This is a genomic window from Legionella stuttgartensis, assembly GCF_977063405.2.
This window is the reverse complement of record NZ_CDRUHA020000109.1, coordinates 23,774-50,669: the sequence shown is the minus strand read 5'-3', so window position 1 is coordinate 50,669 and position 26,896 is coordinate 23,774. Positions and strand designations below refer to the sequence as shown.

Below are 26,896 nucleotides of genomic sequence, written 5' to 3'. Positions count from 1 at the left end.
CAAATAATGTGTAAATTCAGCACAGAAAATAACAAAGTGTGTATCAAGCTCAAATATAATATGAACTACCAAGATTAAAATAAAACTAAGATGTCCGAATCAATTAAATTTGTGGTAACTGGAGAAAGTGCGGGTATCGTTGAAGTGAAGATTGATGCTACTTCATCAGAATTGACTGCGACCATCATCTATAAGCCAAATCCTGAAACGCCAGTCCCCAAAGAAATGTTATTAGGTTATCGTGATGCATCAGGAAAAGGTCATATGCTTTCTATGACTAAAGAAAAAGAGGGAGAATGGAGGGCAAAACGTTCGGTTGCTCCAAATGAAAGCAGCGATTTTTTTATGCATCCAGATGTAAAGCCTGGGGAGTTGAATCAAAAGCCTAATATTATCAACAAAATTGCTTTATCCGATGGAAAAATTGTTACCTCGGTGTATGAAAATCGTGAATTATCCCAAGAAAATAAAGGAAATCTTCAAAAACGCATACTGAGCGCAACAGGTGTTTTAAGCGAGCCGATTGAGGAACCCTATCAATTAAAGTCCGGGGACCAAATGGTTGAAGTCTATTTTCCAGCTGGTTATAAGGCTTCCGGACCTAGTGAATACAATATTCAGGTGATGCTCGATGGGGATATGCATTTGCACCAGGATGCCTTTGGAAATCGCATGGGCACAAAAGAAGTTTTAGATAATTTAATTGCTGAAGGTAAAATAGAACCAGTTATTGCCGTATTCGTATCACCGACACCACCTATTATGGGAAAAGGGCAGTGGGCCTCTATGCCAAGGCTTAAAGAATATGGTTGTGATCTGCATACCGATGCGATGCTCGCTAAAATTCCAGGCGCATTAAGGCGAGCAGATATTCCCGTCACGAGTGATCCTCAAAAAATAGGTTTATGTGGGCAAAGTATGGGTGGGCTACAAGCCTTGTATACAGCGAAAATGCATCCGGATATCTATGGACACGTGATTGCTCAATCTCCAGCTGTTTGGTGGGGGCCCTCATTACTGCGATTAAAAGGTGAAGAAGTTGATGAGCCTGTGCGTTATGAAGAGGATCGAACCTGGCGTGCCCCTTTGGCTAATAAAAATGAGCAACAATATTTATTGCATATGCTCAAGAGTGGGTATGATGAATTGTCTAAGCAGAAAGTACCTCAGGGAGCGGTCAATGTTCATCTCCAGGCAGGAACTATGGAAACAGGCGACTGTGGTTTAGGTGATGAACCACTAACCCAAGCAACCCTGTCGCTTGCTCAAGAATTAAAGGTTCCATGCAAACTCCACAACGGAGGGCATGCAGCAGAGCCTTGGGCCACTGGATTTGCTGTGCTTTTGCCGCAAGTACATCCTAAGCTGACCCCATTAAAGCAGAGTTGGCTAGATTCCGCGCCAAAGACTGCATCGGGCGCGATTGATTTAACTAAAGCCGAACGCTTTGCCGAAGGTGGGACTCATGTACTTTATCGTTTTCCGGATGCCCCTTTTGTTATTAAGGTAATGAAGCAGAATCCCAACCCTAAGGAGCTTGAAGAGTTAGAGAAAAAATATGCTGTTTTATACGATTGTTTTGACCGAGATAATAAACAGCGGTGTATTCGGGAACACCATGTTACCCATCAGGTTTTACTCCCTGGGAAAGAACCGAAAAATGCTGCTCTATCAATGGTTCCATATGAAAAATGCTTCAAGTCTAAAGTGAAATTTGATTTTAAAATAGAACCTGCGGAACTTGATCCCTACTTAATGGAACACAATAAAGTGTTGTGCGAAAAGGTTAATAAAATACTTATCCATAGTGGCTCTTCTGCAGCAAGTTTTGATTTTAATGATTATGCGAAGGTTGATGAGCGAATCGGCGCCATAATACAACGGTTAGAGAGCGATCCTAAACTCCGGGACCTAATGATTGAGTTTCTAAATCATTATCGTGATTTCTATCAAAAGACGAATATTATTATGGATGCTATGGGGTTTGAAAATATTCTCTTCTTTAAAGATGAAAAGAATGAGTGGCAATTTAAAATAGGAAGTGTCATCAAGCACGATACTGGAAAATATACCAATGAATTGTTTCATGCACTAAATACTGAAAAAGCAGTAGATTTGAATTCTTTTGTTAATTTTACCCATGCCTATTTTTCGCCGGCGAACATTCGAGCAGTTAATGTCTGTGCGATGAGGCTTGGTTTAGAGCCTGTTATTAATGATGTGATGATTGATTCCAAAGATTTATTCAAAATATCGCAACGCTTATCTGTTGCAGAGCGCATGTTTGCCTATGCACGACATGGCGATTTTGGGCAAGTGAATAAAATGCTCGAGGCGAATAAGGATCTGCTTAGTTTTGATCTCAAAGATTTCTGGGCTTATTCTCTAATTGCTGATGAATACATAAAACATGGACAGCCACCCACAGCACTTAAAGCTTATTTAGATACCGTGAGTAAATTCCCCGTTATCTTGCCAGAAGGTAAGGAAGAGGCAAAACGAGTACTCGATGCAAAAACGGTCATTGTCGATCGAAAAAACATACATGATAAAAAAATAATGCTCCATAAAGAACTCACCATGTTCTCACCATCCGTTCTTTCAACTAAAACGATGACTCATAATTATAAAAAGGAACTGCAAGAAACAAAATCTGAAAACCCTTCTAATATGTCTATTTCATATAACTGATGTATCGATTTCTTTTGAGACTAAAAATTAATATGAGAATTGAGTTTCGAAAGAAGTGATGCAAATACTGCATTAACAATAGACAAATAATGTTGGCAATACTTTCCAAATGAATTAAGATGGTTCAATTTGACTTATATTTTGCTTGGGGTTATGTATGTTTGGTGAGTTATTTGAAAATTCAATAGGCTTAAGTATTCGATATTACTCCAACCAAGCTTATGAAGCTGTAGCGAATATTTTGCATCAAGCAGAGCAATTTGGAATTGGTCGCACCAGAGATTTTATTCGTGATCCGAAAAAGATGATCCATACGTTGACCTCTGAAGCACGAAGCAGCAAAGGAGGATACAGTGTTGCCAGTTTGGGATATTTGGGAGGACACTATGCAGTGATTACGCCAAAGTCTCAATCGCAGCTTGTTGAATTAATTAATCAATTTGATAAAGAACAGTCAAGTCGAAAAGGACATGCTTCGTTTAAGTTTTTTTCCGGTAATGATTTTTTTATTATTTCAGATATTGGACATGATGCACTGGCATCAAGAAAAAATCTATCTCGATTTCTTACCCCATCTCGACTTGCCAATCCTCTTAGCACAGAAATAGAAAAAAGCATAATTCCTGATGCGGATATTAAAATCCGTCATTCGGTGTGCGGTATTGTGCGTGCCGTTATGGTCGAAAATATGTTGGGTATCCAGCAATTACCAGAAGATACTTATAACATGATGGAGTCTTATAGAAACGATGTAAAACGTTGGGGCGCATTCCCTTTTCCTGAGTTGCTTAATTTTATGCCGAGCTTAAGAAAAAAACGGGATGCTTATCGCGCTTTTTCAAAGGGAATTTTAGAGCAAGAGTTCGACAAAGTTGTCTCAGAACTCCATTCAGAGGATCCTGGGAATGCTAATTTAATCGCTGCTTCTATAGTGAGTTTGTTTAAAGATGAAAACCCAGAGCTATCAGCGACTGAATATTCAGATGCTTTAAAATCTTTGCCTGTTCATGAGATTAGACGATATTTTGAAAATCCCGTAGTTCAATCGCTCCCGATGATCCTTAAAGCGGCAGATAATTTAACGGATGCAATTGTATTGTGCCTCGAGCAGATGGCGTCCGATCCCAGCCTACTTGAGATGCTTCGTGATGAAATTGATGGCGCTCATTTGACATTCGGAGAATTAGACATTAAAGCTCTGAAATCGCTACCCATATTGGATGCTTTTTATAAGGAGTCAGTGCGGTTTGATGCTCCTATTGCAGTGCCGCGATATACTCAAAACGGGTATTCATCGGAATCAATGAACATCCCTCCTAATACCATGATTATCTTTGATTTACATGCTTTAGCAAAAGGGGAGCAATATTGGACTCATCCTGATGAGTTTGATCCTAAACGTTTTTTGCAGCCTAAACAGCACCTTAAAGAAGGCATTGAATCAGATAACAAAAATAATCATACCCTCGGTCAATTTCCATTCGTTCCTTTTTCGGTAGGTCAACGCAATTGTCCAGCTTTTGCGGTTACAGAAGTGTTATTTAAAGCGGCTGTTGCGAAATTTGTTGCAGACTATGAACTCAGTTTTGTTAAAAATGAGGATAATGATTCAATATTGCATATTGCTTCAAGAGATAAGTCATTTAGCTTAACGCAATAAGATCAAAAATCGATAGGTTGCATTGAATGCAACCAACACTTTCTGAGTACGATGACGTTACTGAATTATATTTTTGGATTTGACAAGCAATTCGTCCAGGCTGTTTAGATTGTTGAGATGTTTTTGTACTGGCTCTGTTATCACAGTATATTGTTTTGTTCCTTCAAGAGATAATTGCTGTAAATCACCAAGAGTTAAGTATAAAGGACTATGAATCTCAGTAATCGAACAATAAATACTTGATTCAGAGGTTTTAGGATTTTTAACGGCTAATTGATATATATTGACAGCGGCTGACTCTTCATCTGTTTTCATTTTCTCTTGTGCAATCTTAGGTAGTTCGATAACTCCAAAATAAGTATCCTCTTTGGTTAATTCAAATCCATCGTCTTTAATCGTTTGACCAATAGTGCTCCCTTTGTAAATTTTCTTATGAGTATCTTGCAACCAGGGTGGAACGGGTAAAGAAAAATGAACAATGGCACAGGTTCGCATGACACCATTAGAATTGAGATTGGATATACGAACACTATCTTCTTGAAACATAAGTTCTACTCCATAGTTACCAAATATGAGTTTAATTCTTTGACTATTGAGTAAGCCCTGCATCTTCTCCAGCTCATCCGCTTTTCTACATGGCATTTGTTGGTTCACAGCGCCTAATTTAAAGAAGGTTTGGATTTTTGAGGTAGGATTAGTTAATTTTGCATACATCTTAAGCTCCTATTTGTAAGACCTCCAAGTTACCATGTTTTATACAAGGAGGGGATAATTTATCCCTATTGCCTATGTGTCGGCGTGTTTCCTACGTAGGCAGAAAAGATGAATTTGTTAATTCGTCCTATCTACGTTGTTTGAATTTTTCTTAATGCCTTGAGCAATCAGAGTCTAGGTCCTGGGACAGTTTGTTTCCTTTATAGATCCCGCCCCACGACTTGTTCGCGGGGTTATCCGCGGGATCCAGAGAGATGCTCCTTTGCACTGCATTAATTGATTAGGAAGAATGTAACTATTAAATCAACTATACATCGACGTTCGGATTTCATTGAACCGATCGTTATCATGCTCTTTCAATTTTTCAGCTGTTTGCAACTCCTCTTGCTCTTGTTCTTGTTGCGCTTTTAATTTCATTAGCTCAATCATGTTTTGGGTTTTTAATTCTTGTAAAATACCAGCCAACAAAAAATCGGTGGTGGTTTGTAGACTTATTTCTTGAACGGGTTGCTGTATTTCCTGTGTATTTTGTGTTTCTTGTATTTCTGATGAGGTGGGTATTGGTTTTTGATTAAAGAAAAGTGGCGCCTCCTGATTTGAGTAAGTTTTTTTTGCTTTACTATTTCCATTTGCTAGACGAGCATTTGTAGCTTTTCTACCCATGATGATCTCCTTTTCCTTATGAGTCTCCTCCAGATTAATCTAAATATTGACTCAAATGCAAATGTTTTCTTCAGAATTAACAAATTTTGAGTTTATATAGTTAATATTGCTCATCAAGCGCATATATAATCCGTTTTTTCTCTGTCTAATGAATAAAAAGGAACATTGATCCCTCGTGTTGTGCACCTTAATTGATAGTTTTGCGATTAATCATGCGATTCCTTCATTTTTAATACCCATGTTATGCCTATATTTTGTTCTCATTGTCTTTTATTTAATAATTCGTTAATCGCAATGAGATATAATGTTGCAAATTGTTTAATTTTATATCTTACGATCTTAGTCTTTTAAGCCGCAACATGAGAATTAAAAATTATGAAAGAACTCTTTGAGAAACCTTTTGCATCTGATGTAACTACTCCTGTAACGCATGCTGATATTTGTACTTGTACTATGTGTATGAAAAGCAAATTATCTACTGAGGTTACGAGCAAGCATTTACATAGCTTGCAAGCTACTATGGTGGATCGACGCAATCCTGATACACCTGGCAGCAAACCATTAATGAAAGCAGTAAAAGCCCATGCCATTCTCAAAGCAGGCACAGAAATAAACATGATGGAAGCAACTGGAATTGATGAATATGATATACCTAATGTAGGATGTGTGATTCAAATAGCTTCTCCTCAAGAATTAACTATTAAGGCAACATGGAAAAATAAAAATCAGGAATGCGCAGTAAGTGGTACGGATGCGAGTGTTTTTGGTAGTTTAGGAGTATTAGTTATTCCATCCGATGTTCAAGTAGTGAATATACCCAAAATGAATGCTCGTGCTGTACCCACAGCGTTTTTAGCTAAATACGGTGCCGAGTTAATTCCTTTAGATACATCATTTGTTTTGGATGCTGTGGATGAGCCGTCATTAGAAAACCTGTACTTGGTTGAATATCAATGGGATGCAGATTACATACCAGACTATGTAATGAAAAGAAAAGGTGGTGGTGGATTATTTGTAGAAACACATCCATTTCCTCATGTTTTTACACCGTTGTCCCCTGAGTGCAGTGGTGCATTGATACTTGGAGTAGAACGGCCTGATGGGGCATTTGATTTTGCTGCTTTTGAGATACCATTTGGATACACGATGAAAATTGGGAGTAATGTAATCCATGGCGACTCGTTTTTTGTCGGGCCTTACGCAATCGCATTAACTGAAACCGAATTAGCTGATTCTGTTATTTTGAAGCAAGATACTCCTCAGCGTGACCTACAACGAGTAGCTCAAATACCTACTAAAACGTTTAAAATAAATTTATTTGAGGATACGCAGGTACATAAAGGTGCTTTTGACAATCAGATAAACTTTTTTAAACAGTTACCTAAAGAAGTTTTAAGTGACGCTCGTCATTTATCAACAGAGTTTCAAGAGGCATTTGATCAACAATTTGAATTAGTACCTAAAATCGAGCCCCCATATTAAAAATAGATAAGTATAACGAATAATTAGGTGATGTTTAGTAAATGGAGTATCGGCCAAAAAGTACTCCATTTTTCTATCCTGTAGAAAAGAAGCAGGCCAAATGAATCGTTCAATCTTTGCAAAGTGAACAATAAAGTGTATTATTCAAAAAAGTTCCAAATTGAAAAAAATTTCCACTGAAATAGAAAATTTGTGACTAGCTCTATTATATTTATGAGGTAAATGGATATGTTTGGTAAAATCGGCCCTGCAAAAAAGAATACTTTTGAACAAGAAATAGCATCAGAGCAACGTCAAAAACTGAAAGAAAATTTAGAAAAACTTGCTGTTCCAAGGTGTGAACAAGATAAAATCATAGAAATGCGAAATAATTCATCTGATGAATACCGTAAGTCGCGTTGTTTTTGGTTCCTTGAAAATCATACTATTCCTGAGACGAAAACGAAGCTTAACCGGCATCACTTCGAGACATTTGAGCGATGTCAGCGTGATCTTAGTAAAGCGCTTGAACATGGGACAGAAGAACCACACTCAGAGGGTTTGAAGTTTAGATAGATTGTGGCAGTTTTATCGAAATTCAGCGGGGTCGGGTAACCAAAATACCCTGTTAGACGCATTAACCACAACATCTACAGAAGGGCTTCCTGCGGCCATATCAATGAGTTGTTCGGCCCATTTTGCATACGTGTCTGCGGATTGGAATTCGAATTTTTGCTCTGAATTCATCAGGGTTAATGCAATCATAGTACCAATCATTTCATAGATTATTGGTTTTTGATAATCATGCATGCATTTCTGAGCGATGGTAACGCGGTCTTTTTTTCCATCCATCAGTACCGGTTGAGCAATGTGTTTTAATACATTTTCTTCCATGGTTAGCCCTGTCAACGCTGCAATGCGTTGAATCAGTTCTTCTTGAGGATATACCAGTGACACAGCTACGTCACGATTAATACCAGGTTCGTAGAATAATGGCTGATGCTGAAGTATATTAGGGAATTCTTCGATATAAGGCACACACTGGGTTACTTCAAAGTAATCGTCAATCGATTTAAGCATTTGTTTGAAATCAAAACAAACTTCCGTATCCAGCTCGGCGTTTAAATCATTTAAATAACAAACAATTGCCAGCCCACCCATTATCCGAGCGCGCGCCTCAGGTGAGTTGGTATCCGCTTTGCTGATGGGGTAGGCGATGCTGAGCCAACGATTGGGAACTGCAGCCAATTCTTCTATTGGTGATCGGAGATTACGTCCATACATTTTTATGGTGTACTCTATAACCCGATCACATACCTCTTGACGTGGCTTTAAAATCATCATTTCCGTTGGCTTAGATACGTTTTGCTCCTTAATTTTGTCTTCATTCATTTTAGTTACTCATTTCAAATCAAATGTGTACTATTGCTCTAAATGATTTTGACACAAAGGCCCCTTATTCATCATTTGAGCTACCATTCGGTCGTGGGGTGGTGATGCAAGGTGTATAACATCGATCCATAGCATTAATAAACGCTTTTTTCCCATCAAAACTTCCATTAGGCTGGACTAACCAGGGTTGATCTCCTTGCCAAGTAGTAATTTTTATACGCTGTAACATACCAGGAAGTTCTCTTATTCCCTGTGTCGCAACGATAGATAGTCCATCTCCGTGATTTTTATGAATACAATGAGGTGATTGGTGATGTAACGAAAGAACATCTTCAGGGAAGAGAGGAACTGCACCACCAAATACACGCGCTCTATCCATATTGCTAAAAAGATGCCCTGGCCCTTGAACAAAGGCCAAGGTATGAGCTAAAGCCTGTGAATATTCGCTGTCATAATAAGAGTGTTTTACTAATGCTAATTCATCGTTTCGCATAGCATCAATATTATTTCGGTATTCCTTTTTAATTTTGTGTATTATTTTGGCACGTTCATCGCTAGTCAAACCCTCTTTCTTTAGGGACTCAGCGAGTGAGATAAGACGCATACAATGAGTGCCCAATTTCTCAGCAATATCTACAATCGAATCTAAATGTTCATCTTTTATAATTTGCCCATTTAAGCCAGCTACAGTTTGACCCGAGATTAATCCTAGACCATACATTGCAGAACCAATTCCTGCGTCAATTATTTTTCGACATTCTTTTTGTGATAGATGAGTGATTTTGGATAGTTCTTGGGGATCGATGCTTACTAGTTTTTCAAGAGCGGCTCTCGCGTCGGGATAGAGTTTGGCGAGATGTTTATGTATGCTTATGCGGTGCTGCATATCAATATAGAACGCCTTACAGGCTTCAACACCCTCTTGAGCATGTTGGTGCCTCTCAAGTAGCATCGAGGTATACTCATTCAACGTTTTTCCTTGCATCTTGGCTCTTTCCTCGAGCTGTTCTTTAGGCAAGTTTAAAGCGACTTCGGTAAGTTCCAAATCCGAGAAATATTTGCGACCTTTCTCGGTGACGCATTCTAAATGATGTTCTAATGCGATCCCGCAGGCTTCTACCAATTTTTGGTGTTGTTTTGGGTGTTGGAACAAAGTCAGAAGACCACCTGTAAATCCTTGAACGACTAATTCTTGAGATCGACTCGGCGTATAAGCCTCTTTTCCTGGATGAGGAATTGTTCCGATTGGTAATTGTTCGGCATAAGTTAATAATTCTTGCGCTGAGGCAAATTGGGTTTCAACATTTTTCGTTAAGTGATCTTTGTCTGCTCGATAGAGTTTTTCAGCATCTTTGAATCGTTGTTGATCTTTAGAGTCCAAGTTGTAAAGTATTACTCCCGTACCAACTCCAGTACCAATGATAATTGCCGCTGCTTTTTTCAGCTTAAAAGCATGTTTAAAACTGGAGCTTACTTGTCGGTGGGCTTGCTTGACATAGATAATTTTGGACAACATAATTTTTTCCGCAAAGTTTGTACTTGTTGGTCATTATAGCATCATGTTGATTAATGAATTATTAAGTAAAAAGCCAGCATAGTGCTTTTTTTTTTAAATTGAAATTATGTGAATGAATTGTACTTAATTAAATCCATAATAGATGCAAAAATGGGCGAGAAGATAGGCGCAATAGTTGCTAATAATGCTTTAAATTACTCTACAAAATATCAGGAGTGTTTTAATGAATCGATATACAGGTGAATGCTTATGCGGTGCATGCCGATATAGTATTACAGGGCAAAAACCAAAGGTCATGTACTTATGTCATTGCAGTCGATGTCGGAAAGAAACTGGGACAATACATGGTGCGAATGTGTTTTTTGAAAAGGCTCAATTATCCTGGGAGAGGGGAGAGAATAATCTCAGTTATTTCAAGTTAAACAACACGAGAAAGGAACGCATGTTTTGTAAAACGTGCGGGAGTCCCCTTCCTCGACAAGATGAGAGAGGGTACGTGGTTTTACCGGCAGGCTCTTTAGATGATGGTGTGTGCTTAGAGCCAACAGCTCATATCTTCTATGGAAGTCGTGCGTCTTGGGAGGATAAAGGGGCCGATTTACAACGATTTGATGAGTTACCACAGTCCGATTAAAGCAAACATGTAATCTGTCTTATTCACGACTACGTCATCCAGAGCGTAGAGAAGGATATCCTTCGTTACACCAGGATGACATGACTTGAAAGGCCATTAGGAACAACAACTATCTCATTTGTACGAGTTCATAATAGTAAGGAGATACAGGTTTCTTGCTTCCCTGACTATAAGACCATAGTTTCTGAGGAGGCTCTAAAACCACTGCTTTAGCATTAATCGTCGGTATATCAAAATCATTAAGATTTGTAGAAATTAAGATGAGCGTCTTTCCAGCAAGTGATATCGAGTTTGACCAATATCGATACATTAAACTGTCCATATTAAAAATATGTCTCCCAACAATGGGGTAAACGTCTTGAATTGTTCCATGTTCGAATAACTTTGCTTGATAAAATGCAAGTTCACTTCCTATGTTATACACATCTAGGGGAACTAGGATGGGATCCGTATTTCGTACATGGCTCACATTTTTTGCTATATCATGGAATTGCTCGGTAAGATTTTCCCACGAAATCATTTTTTGGAAGAATAGTTGCGATGCTTTTTGGGAGGGACTAAGAGTGATCATTACCATGACGCAAATATAACAAAATAATAAGAAAACTGCGCCTATATGCCATAATTTGTAAGACGTATTATTTTTAGATGTGAGGATTGCAAGCCAAGGAACAATCGCTATAAGGCCTGGACCTATCCAATCTAATTTAATGAGATGATTAAGACTATAGATGCCAAAAAAGATCAAAGGGAACAAGGTAAATATCTGTAGAAACCGTTTGGCTTTGACTTCAATGCTCACTATATTCGTCGATTTTTTATCTAATAAAAGATAAAGCCCCATGACTCCCGCAGGCAGTAAAAATAAGAAGATTAAGCCGATAAAATGATGGAAGGAAAAACGATTAACTGACTTAAATCGACGCACGCTTTGAAATGCAAATGAAGCCCAATCGTGCATAAAGTTCCAATAAATTACTGGAGTAAAAATAAGAGCGGCTATTAATACGCAAAGATAGGGCTCTTTCCGGGTAAACCAATATCGTGCTGAAGGCACTGTGATTAGATAAAGAAGTACCGAAGGGCCAAGTAATACGATGGTATATTTGGATAACATTCCAAGACCAAGCCACACGCCTGCTTTGTACCAGGATTTAGATTCGTCGAACAGAAAAATGCGATAGAAATAATAGAGTGCAGCGGACCAACAAAGCAAAACAGGTTGATCTGGGGTAGTTAGAGTGGATTGTATAAAATAAAAGGGCATGAGTGATAATATGAGAACTGCATTCAGGCCAGAACCTCGATGAATTAATTCTGTTAATTTGAAACTGAAGAATGCAGCCCCTCCCCAACACAACAATGCGGGAATACGAATACTAAATTCATTAGTACCAAAAATCAGGGTAGCGAGTTTTATTAACAAAGCGACCATAGGGGGATGGTCTAGATAACCAAAATCTAGATGTTGCGAATAATTCCAATAATAAGCTTCTTCAACGAATACATTGTGCGAACCAATGCATAAGACACGTAAAACTAAAGAAACAAAAATAATCGAAAGAGTGAGCCTTACGCTAATATTTTGACTCAATCCTTGACGAGATAGAGCAATATTTTCGGATTTAAGTATAGAAGTCATTGTCCATGTACACAAAACTTAAACAGGCCACATTCTATCCTTTTTAAAGGGGCTAGCATAGTAATAATTGTTTATCAATATCTTTAAATTGATGGGAATAATCTCATAATCCGCTTTGCTCCTTACGGGTTTGCTTTTATTTGGGACTCTTCACGTTCAAATATCTCTTTAGTGATTTAGGTAGCGCGGGCGGTGTCATATAATGTTCTATTTGAGCGGAAATCGACATAAAAAGGTAATTTGTTGGCATAAAAGTATCCGCAAGTAGGCTGCCTTATTTTGACCCAACAATCTGATGAAATAGTAATGCTAGAATTATTATTTGTGCTTTATATTGCCTATAATTTTTGCTTTAATAGTCCAGATGTTATGAAAATAAAAGAACGTTAGAGTGAAGAAGTTAAGTGAAATTTCTATTCATAAAAAGATACTAAAAGCAATAGAAGAAGGGAATGTCGAAGAATTAACATTTTTATTAATTGGTCTTGATTTTGAAAATGTTCTTAACTACGTTACCGACGAAAATGATAAGTCTCTCCATATGTTGATTCAAGAATCAACTATTCCAGAACGAATTAATAAACAATGCAAAATTCATTTTGCTAAGGAAGTAACTCCCCTGCAAAAAATGTTTTTAATAAACGAAGGTCAAACCCATCCTCCATTCAGAGAATTGAGTTTGCTGCTCAAGTTAGGAGCAGATGTTAATCAGCACATCGATCAACAAGGTAATACATTCTTGCATGAATATGTAAGACGGCATGTGGTTCATCCCATAATAGTGACTCGGTTCTATTTAGGAGGCGGGGATTTCTTCAAAAAAAATAATCTCGGCGAGGCCCCCATTGATCAAATGGCCGTTCATGAGGTGAGATTTCTGAACCGTTTAATACAGACACAGGATAGGCGATATCATGCGGCGACACTCATTCAACGGCAATGGCGTTTAAACCAACAAAAAAAACAGATACCCCCAACGATGCCTCCCTTTGAGCATCCACTTTTGCTAAAGCCTGTTCAAGAACCAGTTTTTAATCCTCTTCAGATTGAACAGACAGAAGCTTGGATAGAGCAACATAGCGAACAGGACAGAGAAGTCGCAAGAAAGGTTATCGATTCGATACAGCATATTTCTTATCATCACTTTTTGTTTGGATTAAAAAATACCATAAGAAAATTCAATGAATTCCTTTTATCTCTTCCCGAGTTTGATAGAAATTACGTGTTGGTCATCGATGGCAGAACAGATAAAAGTAATCTTTGGGTTACTAAATTAGCAGAAAAATATCTTGCTATTGCGCCCAAAGAGATTGTCAAAATGACCGATCTTGTCCATTTCGTCCCGGGGGCAGACTTACAGCATCTGGTCATAATAGATGATGCAAGTTACTCAGGAAATTTCTTTTTTCATTTTTTAATGGATTATAACAACAAAATTATGGTTCAAAATAATCAATTGATGAATCTAAAATTTCATTTAGTCATCCCTTTTACTACCGATGAGTCGCGTTTAATATTCCAAAAACATGGCGCTCTGGTACATACTCAAGAAACATTGCCTATTTTTTCAGTTAAAGGAACCTGCTTTCGAGGAAAGACTGCTACATTTTTTGATCATAAAATCCCGAGCTCCATATCTACGATTGAATGTATTGAGAGCGGGAAATTAATTACTGGAGAAGAAAGTGAGGTAAGATTTGTTACGCCTTTTTTGTCGCCTTATAAGCAATAAGAGCTACAAAATTGAACACGTTCTAAAATGGTAGCAGTTGGGGCATTTTGACCCAACAATTCAAAGTTATTGCCAGAAAAACAAAAATATATTCGAGTTGGTTATTTGTTTGATTTATGTCACTTATTTAATTAATATTCCGGCATTGCTCTCAGTCTTTTATTTAATTTCATGAAATTTTTTAATAGTTCTTTACCCTTAAGTGCAATTCAAAACATAGTTAGTCGCTTACCCACAGTCGATAAGAAGAGATTAAGTAAAGTCAATCGAGGCTGGAGACAGGTGTTAGCTCATGAAGGTTCTGAATTATGCATTGAAGCGGATTCAAAGGATGTTTCGGAATTACTTCCTCATATTCAAGCCATTTTACCCGTAACTCCAAAATCTCCTATTACCATAAAACGATTAAGCGGCGGATTTTCTCCTTGGGCAAATAGTTATCTCGTGCAGGTTGGTGACGAACGGTATGTGTTGCGGCATATAAGACATAAGGAAGGACGAGCTCGTGAAGTATTCGCATCTATTTTTTTCGCCCAGAAAAAAATAGCGCCCGAAGTAGAATATTTTGATTTTTCTGCGGGTGTAGTCATCATGCGCTATGTAGAAAATAATCCTTCGATTACTGGGCGGCTGGATGATGAACAATTAAAGCTTATTGCAAAAAAATTTGCAGTGATTCATTCCGGACCCCGGTTACCAAGACGCGCGGAAATTGAAAAATCAACCCTAATCACTGAGCGTCGAATCACTTTAGACAGTTACATTAAAGCCTCGCCTGTTTTCTTCTTGCAACAATTTGCGCTGATGCAACTTGATTATTTAACTGGTTTAGTGAAACAAACTCATTATTGTCACAACGATATGAATCCTAATAATCTGTTAGCGACCCCTGACGATTTCTATTTTATTGATTGGGAATGCGCAGGATTGCTTGATCCATTCTTGGACTTGGCAATTGTGGTTGCCACTTTACGTTTAAAGCCGGCTGCAGCTGATTCTCTTTTAACTCATTATTTAGGACGTAAACCCTCCCCAGAAGAACATTTGCATTATATGTACATGCAACAAATTGCTTTATTGCGATTTGCAATGAGTTTCGCGGCAAATATTAGTGACCCCATGAAAGTTAATCACATTGATATTGCCTCAATTCCAGCGTTTAACGAGTATCAACCGAGTGATGGGGCGATTGATAAAAGCAGTGACGAAGGTAAGTTTTATATTAGCGTGATGCTGATAAAGCAAGCGATGCAAACGGTAAATGATTATCAATTTAAGCAGCAACTCAATACCAAGCTATTAGGGAATGTAACTAAACCGGCAAAAGATTTTAGTCTTGGGGAGCTAAAAATTCCTTATTTTATTATGGGAGGAATTTTACAATATCTGCGCAAAGAGGAACTACAGACGTTACGCCTAGTATGCAGAAGTTGGCGATTATTTATAGATGACCAGGTAGTAAAACCTAAAGGATTGATCGCTGAGAATACAGTGGAAGAAATGAGTAATTCTAAAGGAATTGCAACGCGTCTAAAGCCCACATTACAGTCTGTTCTGCCTTGGAAAACAGGTTCTTTAAAACCACTGGGCGGTGGTTTATCGCCTTTTTGCCAGAACTTCCTATTGGAAGCGTATAACCAAAACTATGTAATAAAAATATTAGAAGAAGGCAGTGTTCAGGGATGGGTAGAGTTATACGCAGCACAAGCTGCTTCAAATTCAGGTATTGGTCCCAAAATGGTTTATTTTAATTTGGCACAAAAAGTAGCTGTCTTTGAATTTGTTTCCAATGATCCGAAGTGGCCATTGGATAAATCATTGGATAGGTTAGCTTCACTGAGTTCAGTAATCAGTGCATTGCATGCAATCAAAGTACCCGTTAAGACATTAAGCCAGGAAAGCGATAAATTTCTGCAATTAAAAGCAACGGTTCAAAAGCTTGTAGAAACAGATTCGAGATTCGATGATTTCTCTTTGGTTTTATCTCTGTTTAATGACTTAGACCACTTACTTAATCTAAATCCAAAAACCAGTCTGTGTCACTATGACATGAATCCTTGGAATATATTATTCCAAACAGAAGGAAATCAATTTTCATTAATTGATTGGGAGTTTGCACGCATAGGAAGTCCACTTTTTGACTTGGCAACCGTTGCGAATTTCTTGCGTTTGAATACGATGGAAGAAACTTTTTTGCGTATTGCCTATGCTAAAGGACGGGTTACCCCTCTGGATGACGCTTGTTATCAAATAACGAAAGCCTATGTCTATTTGCGATATGCTATTTGTTCACTTGGACTGAATACAAGTACTGATTTGCAGCTGGATCCAGGCATATTAAAAGCATTACCACCCTTTAATCAATTTAATCCTTTTCAATTAAAAATTGATAAAAATACGAATGAAGGGCGCTATTACATTGCCCAAATGTTTGTAAAAGCTGCTATGAATTTGCTTAAGGACAAACAATTCATCACTCATTTAAAGACATACCAGCAGGGGTTTAAAACGGATTATATTCCCTCCTTTTTTGCACATTCATCAGAAAGGTTAGATGAACCAAATGGAACAGGAATTATTCCCAATACCTCAAAAGAATTCACATCTTGAGGATACTGCACCCGTACTCATCGGTTTAAGTTTAAGGCTTCCACAGATAGAAACTGAGGAAGCCTTGTGGCAATTTTTAATTGCGGGCCAAAAAGCAAGGTATTCAGTAGATCCTTCACGAATGTGGCGTAGTGAGGGTGAGACGAGTCATGCCAATTTGTTTACTGATTGGAGTTTTTTTGAACCAGAATTATTTGGTCTGAGTGTCAAAGATATTGCTCATATCGATCCCCAACAAAAATTAGCGTTGCATGGCGTACATACTTGTCTGGAAAATACCGGCATAACACGCCATGAGCTACAGCAAGCAATAACCGGCGTTTATGCCGGAGTAATGTCCGTGGATCATCTGCATTCGTATGCAATGAATGCATGCGACAGCGACAGTCGTTTGTTTTTAAATAATTGTGAAGCGAGTGTTGCGAATCGAGTTTCGTACTGCTTTAACTTTACGGGAGAAAGTAAAAGTATTAATGCGGCTTGTGCGAGTTCCTTGGTTGCCTTAAAAGACGCGTGTGACAGTATTCGACGAGGTCAAAATGATTTTGCTTTGGTAGTTGGCGTTAATTATATTGATAGTGCTTTGCGGCATCAGAGCTTCAAAAAAGCAGGTATGCTGTCGCGAAGTGGTTGGTGCCATACCTTTTCTATGCAAGCCGATGGGTATTTGCCTTTGGAAGGAATGGTCACTTTGCTGGTTACCTCAAAAGCAAAGGCGGACGCCTTAAATCTTCCGGTTTTAGCGGCAGTTACGGGGATTAGTTGCAATCACAATGGAACTACCAGCACGATGACCGCTCCGAGTGCTACTGCCCAATCTAAACTAATCCGTTTGGCCCAAAAACAATGTGCCTATCTGGATGTGGCCTACATTGAAGCTCATGGAACGGGAACTAATCTTGGGGATCCTATTGAGCTTGAAGCGTTAAGTCATAATTATCCGGGTTGCCATATTGGTTCCATTAAAGCCAATGTAGGTCATATGGAAGCTGGTGCCGGGCTACTCGGTGTTGCTAAGTGTTTGCTGATTTTAAAGAATCGGCAAATTCCTCCTCATGTACTTTCAGAGACTGCGAATGTTTTATTGCCTGAAACTTTAAAAATCAATACGGAATCTGTTGCTTATAATCATTCGCAAATTGCAGTAAGTTCTTTTGGATTTGGGGGTACGAATGCACATGCCATTTTGCAAAGAGTCCCTGAACGTGTCCCGATTCATACAAATGAACCGTGTAAATTACCGGTGTTGTTGAGCGCAAGAACTAAAGAGGATTTGGAATCCTTGGTGGCACGTTTTGAAGATTATGTTCTGCAAGAGCAAAAGTATCATTTAGCCTTAAACTCGATTTATACCCAGGACCATAGTGTTCCTTTTCGTCAAGCAGGATGGCTCAATGAGCATGAGCAGCACATTGATTGGGTGTCCATGAAGAATGACTTTACCGTTCTTCCTGGGACCTGTGTACCAACAAGTTCAGTGCAATTAAGACCTTATCTGCAGTCTGCTTGTTCGGAACCGTTGCCAGAATACTGGATCCATCTCATTCATGATTTTTTATCCGACATACGTTGTATCGAAGCTTATAGCCGTGGGGTTTCTCTGGCAATCAAAGCCAATCAAAAAACGCAAACTCATTTAATATTAAATGGCGAATCCTATCCTGCCCTAACTAATTTAGATGATTATGTGCTGAAACTTATTCATGGTTTAGTAATCGAACCGCCCCAAGTGAAGCAACTTGTTGTTGAAAGTATGGCGCTTTACCAACATCAATATACATTTAAAGGATTTTTACAAAAGCTACTTCCTGCAGAGTTAATCGTTTTGTTTGAACAACAAGACCTACAGCAAATTCAAAATATGTCGATGCATGAGGATAAAAAGTTTCTCCAATATCAATTGATTGTTATCCTTTTATGGGCAAGGGTATGTGTTATTAACAAATGGCAATTAAGTACGGTTAAAAAAGAATTGCTTCGCCGTTTTTCTCCTTCTGTTGTTGAACTTATTGCGTTGCTTGAATATCAACTGCTCTTACCTGAGGAGCTCAAATTACTGTTACAGCTTGATTCGGCATCTATCGAGATTTTTAAAAGCAGATTAAGCGAACGAATAACTTCAGTGGCCGAAGCCAAGGCTTTTACTTTATTAAGTGCTTATTATAAACCGCTGTTAAGGTTTACTCAGGATTCGCAAAACAAGAGTCCCAATCAATGTATTTTTCATCTTAAAACAGGACAGAGCATTTGCATCGATCTGGATATAGTGAGTGACAAAGATGTGGTGACCTTAAGTGATGAATTCATACTGCAATTATGGCTTATGGGTATGGTTATTGATTTTGAGCGTTATTTAGGAACAATGCCTTTTGAACGGAAATCTTATTTTAAAAAAACAAAGAACGATTCGCGAGAGAATAAAAAGCAATTTTATACGTTGCAAACCACGTTGAAATGCATGAATCACCATGAGTTCGCGAATCTTAAAACTACGCATTGGGCCGAGTGTTCGCTACAGGATATTTTGGCACATGATCTCTGGGTTACGATCGATTATCCAGAAAAAGATCCGCTTCAGTGGGTATTAGAAATAATTCGCCAACTCTCAGTTAAATGCAGTAATCAGCTAAAAAAGCAACGGACTATTTACTTAAAATTAGATGAAAACTATTCCTCGCAAGAAGTCCAGCTCATCACGCATTTTGTCAACGCAGTAAACTTGGAAATCAACCCTCTGCATATTAAGGTAACTGATTTTAAAGGCAGATTTTATCAGTACCAACATGTCGCTTTGCAATGTTCTAAGGTGGCAAATCAAGCTTTTGCATATAATGGAATCTATGTTTTAGTTGGCGGGGCCGGTGGGGTAGGTTTAAAGCTTGGTGCTTATCTCCACGAAAAATATGCAGCACAAGTTCATATAGTAGGGCGCAAACCCTATCATCAATTAGATGAACACGTACAGGTACAATTACAGCAAAGTAAAATGATTTATCATTGCTGTGATCCTGACGAAAATGAGGCTCTTTTAACCTGCTTAAAAGAGATCGCCGCTTCCGAGAAAATTTCCGGTATTTTCCATTTGGCGGTGGCGCGTCACGATGAATGGTGGGTTAAGCAAAGTGAACATTCATTATCCGATACTTTGAAGGATGTGATTCAACGCAACAGTTGGTTGGTCGCGCAAGAGTTGTCTCAGTTCGCCAAAAATCTGTATGTTTTTACTTCCATCCAAGCTTATGTTCCCAATTTAGGGGCTACAATCTACAGTTTTGAAGCGGCATTAAAAAATTATTTAATAGCACAACAAGAAAGCCTTTCCTGCTTTGTTACCGCATTGGGCGTAATCGAAGGTATTGGGTTAGCAACATCAGCTGATTATTCCAAGTATATGGCGAGTAATGATTTGGCTCCTTTATCGTTTGCTGAGTTGATGGAGCTTTTTGAGCAGCAAATTGATACGCAAACTCCATTTGCATTAATTACTGGCCGTACGAAACCGAACGATTTTATAAGCACTGTTACGGTCAATAAAAATAAAATCTTAGAAGAGTTTGTAGCATTAAGTCTTTTGTTGCGCATCAACCAATCATTCCCCATGCATGGTCTTAGCGCGGCCATGTTTTTTGCACCGTTCCAAAAACACTTTCAATTATTGGTACGTGAATTATTTAATATCTGGCAGAAGCTACAGTTTGTTCGCATGGAAGATGATTTTATTTTTATAGCTCAAGAGAACAAACAACTTGAGGCGATAAAAAGCAGTTATGAAGATGAATTAAAAGAAGGAAATTATTCCTCCCGGCTTAAATTATTTGCCGCAGTGTGTGATCAATATCCTGAATTATTATCTAGTACTCTATTGCCACACCAAGTTATTTTTCCGCAGGGAAATACGGAATTAGTACAAGGCTTTTACGAACATCATGCGGTTGCTGATCATGCTAATCAGATGGTGGCAAGGAAACTAAGAAATTACTGCCGATCATCCCAAAAAACACTAAAAATTCTTGAGGTAGGTGCGGGTAGTGGTTCATCAACACGAGCTATTTTAGCAGCGCTACACGATCAATCATTCACTTACTATTTCACCGATATTTCTTCTGCACTGGTTAATAAAGCAAGGCGTCATTTTTCGGAGTATGAACACTCCATGGAGTTCCGAATATTTGATATGGAACACATGGATTCTCAGCATGAATTTTATCACGCTTTTGATGTGGTGATTGCAACCAATGCGATTCACGCCACGAGTGATATTTTAAATTCACTGAAGAGTTTGAGTGAATGCTTGGCTGATAATGGCCATTTATTATTGAATGAGTTAGTGGAAAAGACGAATTATACCACTGCTATTTTTGGTTTATTTGATGGATGGTGGAATGCGAAAGACCAACATCTACGTCAAATGAATTCACCATTACTGAGTGCGGAACAATGGATATCGGTATTGCAGGAGATGAATTTAACCGATATTGAGTATCAATGTTCTTGTTTAAATTTCTCTACTGCAGAACAAATTGTTATTGATGCCAAAGTAAATCATCAACATCAGAAAAAACAGCCCATTTTGAAGATGCCTCTGGCTAAAGTATCTGTCGGAGGTGGCGTGCCAAAACAATGCATCCAAGTTCATTCAAAAACAAGCCAACAATGGATCCTTGAGCAATTAGCGCAAACACTTTATTTGGATAGGGCAACAATTCAATTAGAAGATCGATTGTCGGATCTTGGTTTTGACTCATTAAGTTTGAGTGATTTATATCAAAAATTAAAACCTAAATATCCTGAACTCGGTATTGCTGAATTGTTTGCAGTAGACACGGTAGATGCACTGGTAAAACGATTCACTACTAATGAATGCACCGAAATTCCTGATGAAGTCCATTTTGATTTAAACCATTATAATCAGGACACCGATATTGCTATTGTGGGGCTAAGCTATCAGCTTCCGCATACAGGTTCTGATGATTTTATTTCTATGCTGCAACAAGGAAAAACAGCATTTGCACCTATACCTAAATCACGATGGGCGCATGACTCATTTTTTGATGCACAAAGAGGAAGGCAAGGTAAATCTTATGCGGAGAGAGGCAGTTTTTTAAATGATATCGCTTGCTTTGATGAAGCTTTTTTTAAACTCTCTCCACGAGAGGCGGCGTTTATCGATCCTCAAGAACGTTTGCTGTTGCAAAATGCCTATTTTGCACTTGAGGATGCGAAGGCTTTTCCGATTGCCTCCGACAATAAAATCTCAGTATTTGTCGGCATAAGTGGTGCCTATTACTCTTGGTTAAATGAAGATTGGACGACCCAAAAACATGCCAATTCTGCGTGCGCTTACTGGTCTGCAGCAAACCGAATTTCATACAGTTTTAATTTGCATGGTCCAAGTATGGCGGTGGATACAGCATGTTCATCTTCATTATCCGCACTTCATTTAGCGAGTCAAAGTGTGTTAACGAATGAATCGACGATGGCCGTAGTGGGTGGAGTCAATTTAATTGTGCATCCACGACAAATGGTAGAACTTTCTGATTTGCACATGCTTTCAGCCCAAAACATCAACGCCACCTTTTCGCAAAATGCAGATGGATTTGTGTATGCAGAAGGAGTCGTCGCGTTATGTATTAAAAAACTAGGGGTGGCGGTTGCCGAAGGTAATAAAATTTATGGAGTCATCAAAGGCAGCGCACTCAATTCAGGTGGTAAAATGCATGGGTATACCGTGCCAAATCCTGAAGCCCAAAAACAGGTTATCCTTACCGCGTTGCAAAAAGCAGGAATTAATTCTTGGCAAATCAATTATATTGAGGCACATGGTACAGGCACCGTTTTAGGTGATCCTATAGAAATTAAAGCATTGAGTGACGTTTATCAAAATAAAGCGTTTCTGGGGTCGGTGAAAAGTAACATTGGTCATAGTGAAGCATGTGCTGGTTTGGCGGGTTTAGTACGAATATTATTGCAGTATCAACATGAGGAAATCTTTGCTGGAGTTAATGCTTGGCCGTTGAATGAGCATTGTCATTTTGAAAAGACCCAGTTGATTATCCCAGAAAAAAATACTCCGTGGGTACAGAGTAGGGGGGCACGTTATAGTGCACTCAGTTCTTTTGGTGCAGGTGGCTCTAATGCACACATTATTGTACAAGATTATCCTATTATTCCTGAAGCGTGCACGCAACACCATACTTTTAAAAAACAAGCCCATTGGAGCGCTCCTCGCAATTGTTCTGTAGCAATTCAAGAATATCCCTTAACGCTGCAAACGAGCGCCTATTACTTTGAACAGCATCGATTGCATCAACGTCCAATATTGCCCGGCGTGGCGCATATTTATTTTTGTTATCAAGCCTATGTACGCAATATAGAAAATACGTCACAGATTAGCATTCGTGAAATAAAGTGGCTTAATCCCATCTTTGCAGACCATGAAGCGGATGCAATGTCACTCATGATTCGTTTTAAAGCGGAAGATACCCACACTCTTTGTGAATTAACAGGTGTACTATTGCATTCAAGCAGTACTTATCATTCTTTAGATGAGGTGACTGCATTCAAGGAATATGCTGCGCTTGCTGTTGAGTGCACTCACGATGTATCAACGGCGGCAATGTATGCCCAATTTCGCCGTAACAATTGGTATCATGGTGAAGTATTTCAATGTGTACGCACCATTCGTGTTAATCAGGATAAAAATAAAGCGATTGCTGCATTAACACTCGCAGAATCTCGTGAAGATCCTACTTTGGATCCCCGCTTATTTGATAGTGTTTTGCAATGTGTTTCGGTTTTGCAAGGGGAATTGCCTGAAGATCAAGTATATATTCCTCAAAAGATTGAGGTGCTGAATTTAGTTCATCACTGGACCACTAAAATTTATGTTGTGGTGGAAGACAAATCCTTACGTGCATACTCTCCACGCTATGACATTTCTATTTTTGATGAACAGTGTCGTTTGGTAAGCCATATTATTGGTTTTTGCATGCTTCCTATTCACAAACAGCAAATTATTCCGCAAAACATAGAGTCATCAGAAAAGCGCTCAGTTACACATAACGAATTGCCAACGTTCCGCGGCTTGACCGCGGAATCCAGAAATCTCTCAGCCCTAGAGCCTGAAACTAAATCAGCGAGCCAAAAACCAATCCATTATTTTAAGCCATTCTGGCAGCGCATTGATTGTGATAAGGAAGCTGGAAGAACACTTGAATGGTTGCAGGTCACCGATAGTCCAAGCACTGATTCAGTATGTTCGATAATGCAGGTAAATCAATTACAAAATACACAGCAATTCATGAGCTTGTTACAGAATTTACAGCATGCTGTGCAAACAAGAAAAAAATTACAGTTGATTTTGTGTTTTGATGATGCTGGAGAAACTGCTGTGTACGCCCAGGCAATCCATGCCTATTTACGTACAGCACAATGTGAGTTTCCTGAGTTACGTTACAGTGTGGTCCTGTTGCCTTGGGAATTGAGTCCGCAACTCTTGCCACGGGTCGCCCAGAGCCAATTGCCTACGTGGGTTAAAATAAACCGGGAAGGTGTTTTTCACACTCAATATTATCATGCGGTCACTCCAGAGCAGAGCCAAGCGCGTTTGTTATTTAAACAAAATGGGGTATACGTTATTGCGGGGGGACTTGGTGCGATCCCCCAAATTATTGCCCAATACTTGGCGCATCAATATCAAGCCCGCATTTTACTTCTGGGACGACGTAATCCATCCATCGAACACAATCACTGGTTACAACAACACAACATCAATTACAAACAAGTTGATCTCAGTGATTATGAAACATTACACACCTGCATCACTCACTTTGCTTTAGAGCATGGGGGCGTATTGAATGGCTGTATTCAAGCCGCGGGTGTGCAGCAAGATAGTCTAGTTATCAATCAATCTCCGGCAGCAATTGAAACAGCATTGACCGCAAAAGTAATAGGTACCTTGAATTTAGATAAAGCGACAAGGGCCTATGGTCTGGATTATTTTCTTTTGTTGTCTTCCTACTCATCGATACTCGCGAATATTGGGCAGTCCATTTATGCAGCTGCTAATGGATTTTTAGATGGTTTTGCCGTTTTACGCGAATCATTGCGAATCAAAGGAACGTGTTCTGGATTTACTTACAGTATTAATTTGCCTTTTTGGGAACACGGAGGCATGCAGGTTAGTGATTCAGTATTAGCACGCATGCAAAAAGAGTGGGGCATGCAATCAATTAGCAATGCGACTGGATGTCACATTTTTGAAACATTATCCGCTTTATCCTGGCCGCAAGTTATTGCGCATCAAGGAGAGCAGGAAATCATTCTACAGCAATTAAATCATTCGACATCGACGAAACAAGAAAGGTCTGAAGTGAGTATGGAATTTAAACTTTTTGTGGTGAACACAATTAAAAAAGTATTGGAGCTTGAGGGGCATTTTGAGCTAACAGCCTCTTTTGGAGATCTAGGTTTCAACTCAATTTTATTTACTGAGTTGGCCAATCATTTGAACGATGCCTATGCTTTGGCAATTACACCTGCTACTTTTTTTGGTTATAAAACCGTTGCTGAGTTTATTAGCAATTATGAGCCACAAACCAAACCTTCTGTCGTGACGATGGTCCAATCTGAAGAGGTAAAACCTTTAATCCAGCATCCTGCGGTTCACGAGGATGTACCGGTCATTATTGGATACAGCGCGCTATTGCCAGGATGTAAGAGTTTAAATGATTTTTGGCAATTGTTAATGAATCAACACCATGTTTTTAGCCAAACTCCTGTGAATCGCTTGCACTATATGCAACAACATGCCGGAACATTTATTGAAAATGTTGATGCATTCGATGCTGCTTTTTTTAATCTTTCGCCGATTGAATCCATGGTGATGGATCCTCAGCAACGATTATTATTGCAAGAGGTATGGCATGCTTTAGAAATGGGAGGCATCAATCCATTACACTTGAAAGGATCCGCGACGGGTGTTTATGTGGGAGCGTCAACGTTTGATTATGCGAAGTTATTAACACGACACCAAGTGAATAATCCTTACATTCCAGTGGCAACTGTACATAGTTTACTGGCGAATCGCATATCTCATTATTTTGATTTAAGTGGCCCCAGTGAAGCAGTGGATACTGCCTGTTCCAGTAGTTTGTATGCTTTAGATCGCGCTGTAAAAGCCATCAAGCAAGGAGAGATTGAGCAAGCAATTGTATGTGGTGTTAATTTGTTACTTGATGATGAATTTTTTAATGCATTCACTCAGTCAGGAATGCTGTCGGCGACGAAAATCTGCAAGCCATTTGATAAACATGCCGATGGATACATTAGGGGTGAAGGCATTATTGTAATTATTCTTCAGAAACAAACGCGCGCACAGGCACAAAACAATACGATTTATGCCAAAATTCTTGGCAGTGGAGTCAATCATACAGGTAAAGCCAATACACTCACATCACCAAGCTCAACAGCGCAACAAAAACTGTATGAACATATTTATAATTCTATTGATATAGAACGCATTAGTTATATTGAAGCTCATGGTACAGGAACGCCTTTAGGTGATCCTATTGAGTTGGAAGGTTTGAAAAATTTTGTTGCCGATAAAAATGTAGCGATCGAAGTCGGTTCAGTCAAAGGCAATATTGGCCATCTAGAACCTGCTTCAGGATTGGCTGGACTAATAAAAATTTTGCTGATGTTTCAACATCAAATGATTCCAGGACAAGCGAATTTATCGGAAATTAATCCGTATCTTACCTTGCAGCAATCGGGATTGTCGATCAGTCGAGAAACTCATACATGGCAACAAAAACAAATAAATGGTGCATTAATTCCTCATTGTGCGGCTGTAAGTTCTTTTGGTTTTGGCGGGGTTAATGCACATGTTGTTTTAGAACAAGGTCCTCTAATTCAACACGCTCCTGCAGGATCTTTTGTACCGTTACTTCCTCTTTCTGCAGCTAATGAAACAAGCCTACAAGTATTGGTGAAAAATTACATTACCTGGTTGCAAGAAAACCCTCATTTTGAACCGCAAAGTTTCTGTTTTACCTTGCAAAAAAGACGGACTCATCATCGCTATCGAGTACTTTTCCAATGGCATAATCAACAACAATTAATTCAGCAGATGCAGAATTGGCTCGATTCATCGGCAGCGCCTCAAATTAGCGATGATTATC

Annotated in this window: 13 protein-coding genes (1 of these 13 only partly in view); 8 read left to right on the top strand and 5 right to left on the bottom strand. The window is 38.9% G+C overall.

What is annotated here, in order from left to right:
- Window positions 1-90: 90 nt before the first annotated feature.
- Window positions 91-2,691, top strand: a complete 2,601-nt coding sequence (locus ACWTEW_RS35045) for an alpha/beta hydrolase (protein ID WP_454782610.1) — start codon at window positions 91-93, stop codon at window positions 2,689-2,691.
- Between the two features lie 157 nt (window positions 2,692-2,848).
- Window positions 2,849-4,351 carry a cytochrome P450 gene (locus ACWTEW_RS35040; RefSeq protein WP_454782609.1) on the top strand — a complete coding sequence of 501 codons (1,503 nt, stop codon included), beginning with the start codon at window positions 2,849-2,851 and terminating at the stop codon, window positions 4,349-4,351.
- A gap of 57 nt (window positions 4,352-4,408) precedes the next feature.
- Here ACWTEW_RS35040 and ACWTEW_RS35035 read toward each other — a convergent pair whose 3' ends face one another.
- Window positions 4,409-5,065, bottom strand: coding sequence for a hypothetical protein (locus ACWTEW_RS35035; protein ID WP_454782608.1), 657 nt, complete (start codon window positions 5,063-5,065; stop codon window positions 4,409-4,411).
- Between the two features lie 303 nt (window positions 5,066-5,368).
- A complete protein-coding gene (locus ACWTEW_RS35030) occupies window positions 5,369-5,728 on the bottom strand; it encodes a hypothetical protein (protein ID WP_454782607.1) in 360 nt (119 codons plus the stop codon).
- Between the two features lie 375 nt (window positions 5,729-6,103).
- Here ACWTEW_RS35030 and ACWTEW_RS35025 point away from each other — a divergent pair, with 375 nt between their 5' ends.
- Both ACWTEW_RS35025 and ACWTEW_RS35020 read left to right on the top strand, forming a co-directional pair.
- Window positions 6,104-7,210, top strand: coding sequence for a hypothetical protein (locus ACWTEW_RS35025; protein WP_454782606.1), 1,107 nt, complete (start codon window positions 6,104-6,106; stop codon window positions 7,208-7,210).
- A 228-nt stretch (window positions 7,211-7,438) separates the two neighbouring features.
- Window positions 7,439-7,765, top strand: a complete 327-nt coding sequence (locus ACWTEW_RS35020) for a hypothetical protein (RefSeq protein WP_454782605.1) — start codon at window positions 7,439-7,441, stop codon at window positions 7,763-7,765.
- A 12-nt stretch (window positions 7,766-7,777) separates the two neighbouring features.
- On the opposite strand, the gene ACWTEW_RS35015 is transcribed toward ACWTEW_RS35020, so the two are convergent.
- The gene (locus ACWTEW_RS35015) at window positions 7,778-8,581 is read right to left on the bottom strand and encodes a hypothetical protein (protein ID WP_454782604.1); all 804 of its coding nucleotides are present in this window, start codon (window positions 8,579-8,581) and stop codon (window positions 7,778-7,780) included.
- A gap of 64 nt (window positions 8,582-8,645) precedes the next feature.
- Window positions 8,646-10,097, bottom strand: coding sequence for a hypothetical protein (locus ACWTEW_RS35010; RefSeq protein ID WP_454782603.1), 1,452 nt, complete (start codon window positions 10,095-10,097; stop codon window positions 8,646-8,648).
- A gap of 223 nt (window positions 10,098-10,320) precedes the next feature.
- Here ACWTEW_RS35010 and ACWTEW_RS35005 point away from each other — a divergent pair, with 223 nt between their 5' ends.
- Window positions 10,321-10,731, top strand: a complete 411-nt coding sequence (locus ACWTEW_RS35005; RefSeq protein WP_454782602.1) for a GFA family protein — start codon at window positions 10,321-10,323, stop codon at window positions 10,729-10,731.
- A 109-nt stretch (window positions 10,732-10,840) separates the two neighbouring features.
- Here ACWTEW_RS35005 and ACWTEW_RS35000 read toward each other — a convergent pair whose 3' ends face one another.
- A complete protein-coding gene (locus ACWTEW_RS35000; protein ID WP_454782601.1) occupies window positions 10,841-12,373 on the bottom strand; it encodes a glycosyltransferase family 39 protein in 1,533 nt (510 codons plus the stop codon).
- A gap of 391 nt (window positions 12,374-12,764) precedes the next feature.
- Between ACWTEW_RS35000 and ACWTEW_RS34995 the strand changes: the two genes are divergently transcribed.
- The 3 genes from ACWTEW_RS34995 to ACWTEW_RS34985 all read left to right on the top strand — a co-directional run.
- Window positions 12,765-14,105 carry a phosphoribosyltransferase-like protein gene (locus ACWTEW_RS34995; RefSeq protein ID WP_454782600.1) on the top strand — a complete coding sequence of 447 codons (1,341 nt, stop codon included), beginning with the start codon at window positions 12,765-12,767 and terminating at the stop codon, window positions 14,103-14,105.
- Between the two features lie 171 nt (window positions 14,106-14,276).
- Window positions 14,277-16,715 carry a phosphotransferase gene (locus tag ACWTEW_RS34990; RefSeq protein ID WP_454782599.1) on the top strand — a complete coding sequence of 813 codons (2,439 nt, stop codon included), beginning with the start codon at window positions 14,277-14,279 and terminating at the stop codon, window positions 16,713-16,715.
- On the top strand, window positions 16,660-26,896 hold the 5' portion of the coding sequence (locus ACWTEW_RS34985) for an SDR family NAD(P)-dependent oxidoreductase (RefSeq protein WP_454782598.1). Its footprint extends 2,762 nt past the window's final position; only the first 10,237 of its 12,999 coding nucleotides appear in the window; the start codon lies at window positions 16,660-16,662; its stop codon lies beyond the right edge, outside the window. Before ACWTEW_RS34990 ends, ACWTEW_RS34985 begins: the two co-directional genes overlap by 56 nt.

Bases quoted from the DNA above. Each gene is read 5' to 3' on its own strand.
- ACWTEW_RS35045 (WP_454782610.1), top strand. From the start codon at position 91: ATGTCCGAATCAATTAAATTTGTGGTAACTGGAGAAAGTGCGGGTATC.
- ACWTEW_RS35040 (WP_454782609.1), top strand. From the start codon at position 2,849: ATGTTTGGTGAGTTATTTGAAAATTCAATAGGCTTAAGTATTCGATAT.
- ACWTEW_RS35035 (WP_454782608.1), bottom strand. From the start codon at position 5,065: ATGTATGCAAAATTAACTAATCCTACCTCAAAAATCCAAACCTTCTTT.
- ACWTEW_RS35030 (WP_454782607.1), bottom strand. From the start codon at position 5,728: ATGGGTAGAAAAGCTACAAATGCTCGTCTAGCAAATGGAAATAGTAAA.
- ACWTEW_RS35025 (WP_454782606.1), top strand. From the start codon at position 6,104: ATGAAAGAACTCTTTGAGAAACCTTTTGCATCTGATGTAACTACTCCT.
- ACWTEW_RS35020 (WP_454782605.1), top strand. From the start codon at position 7,439: ATGTTTGGTAAAATCGGCCCTGCAAAAAAGAATACTTTTGAACAAGAA.
- ACWTEW_RS35015 (WP_454782604.1), bottom strand. From the start codon at position 8,581: ATGAATGAAGACAAAATTAAGGAGCAAAACGTATCTAAGCCAACGGAA.
- ACWTEW_RS35010 (WP_454782603.1), bottom strand. From the start codon at position 10,097: ATGTTGTCCAAAATTATCTATGTCAAGCAAGCCCACCGACAAGTAAGC.
- ACWTEW_RS35005 (WP_454782602.1), top strand. From the start codon at position 10,321: ATGAATCGATATACAGGTGAATGCTTATGCGGTGCATGCCGATATAGT.
- ACWTEW_RS35000 (WP_454782601.1), bottom strand. From the start codon at position 12,373: ATGACTTCTATACTTAAATCCGAAAATATTGCTCTATCTCGTCAAGGA.
- ACWTEW_RS34990 (WP_454782599.1), top strand. From the start codon at position 14,277: ATGAAATTTTTTAATAGTTCTTTACCCTTAAGTGCAATTCAAAACATA.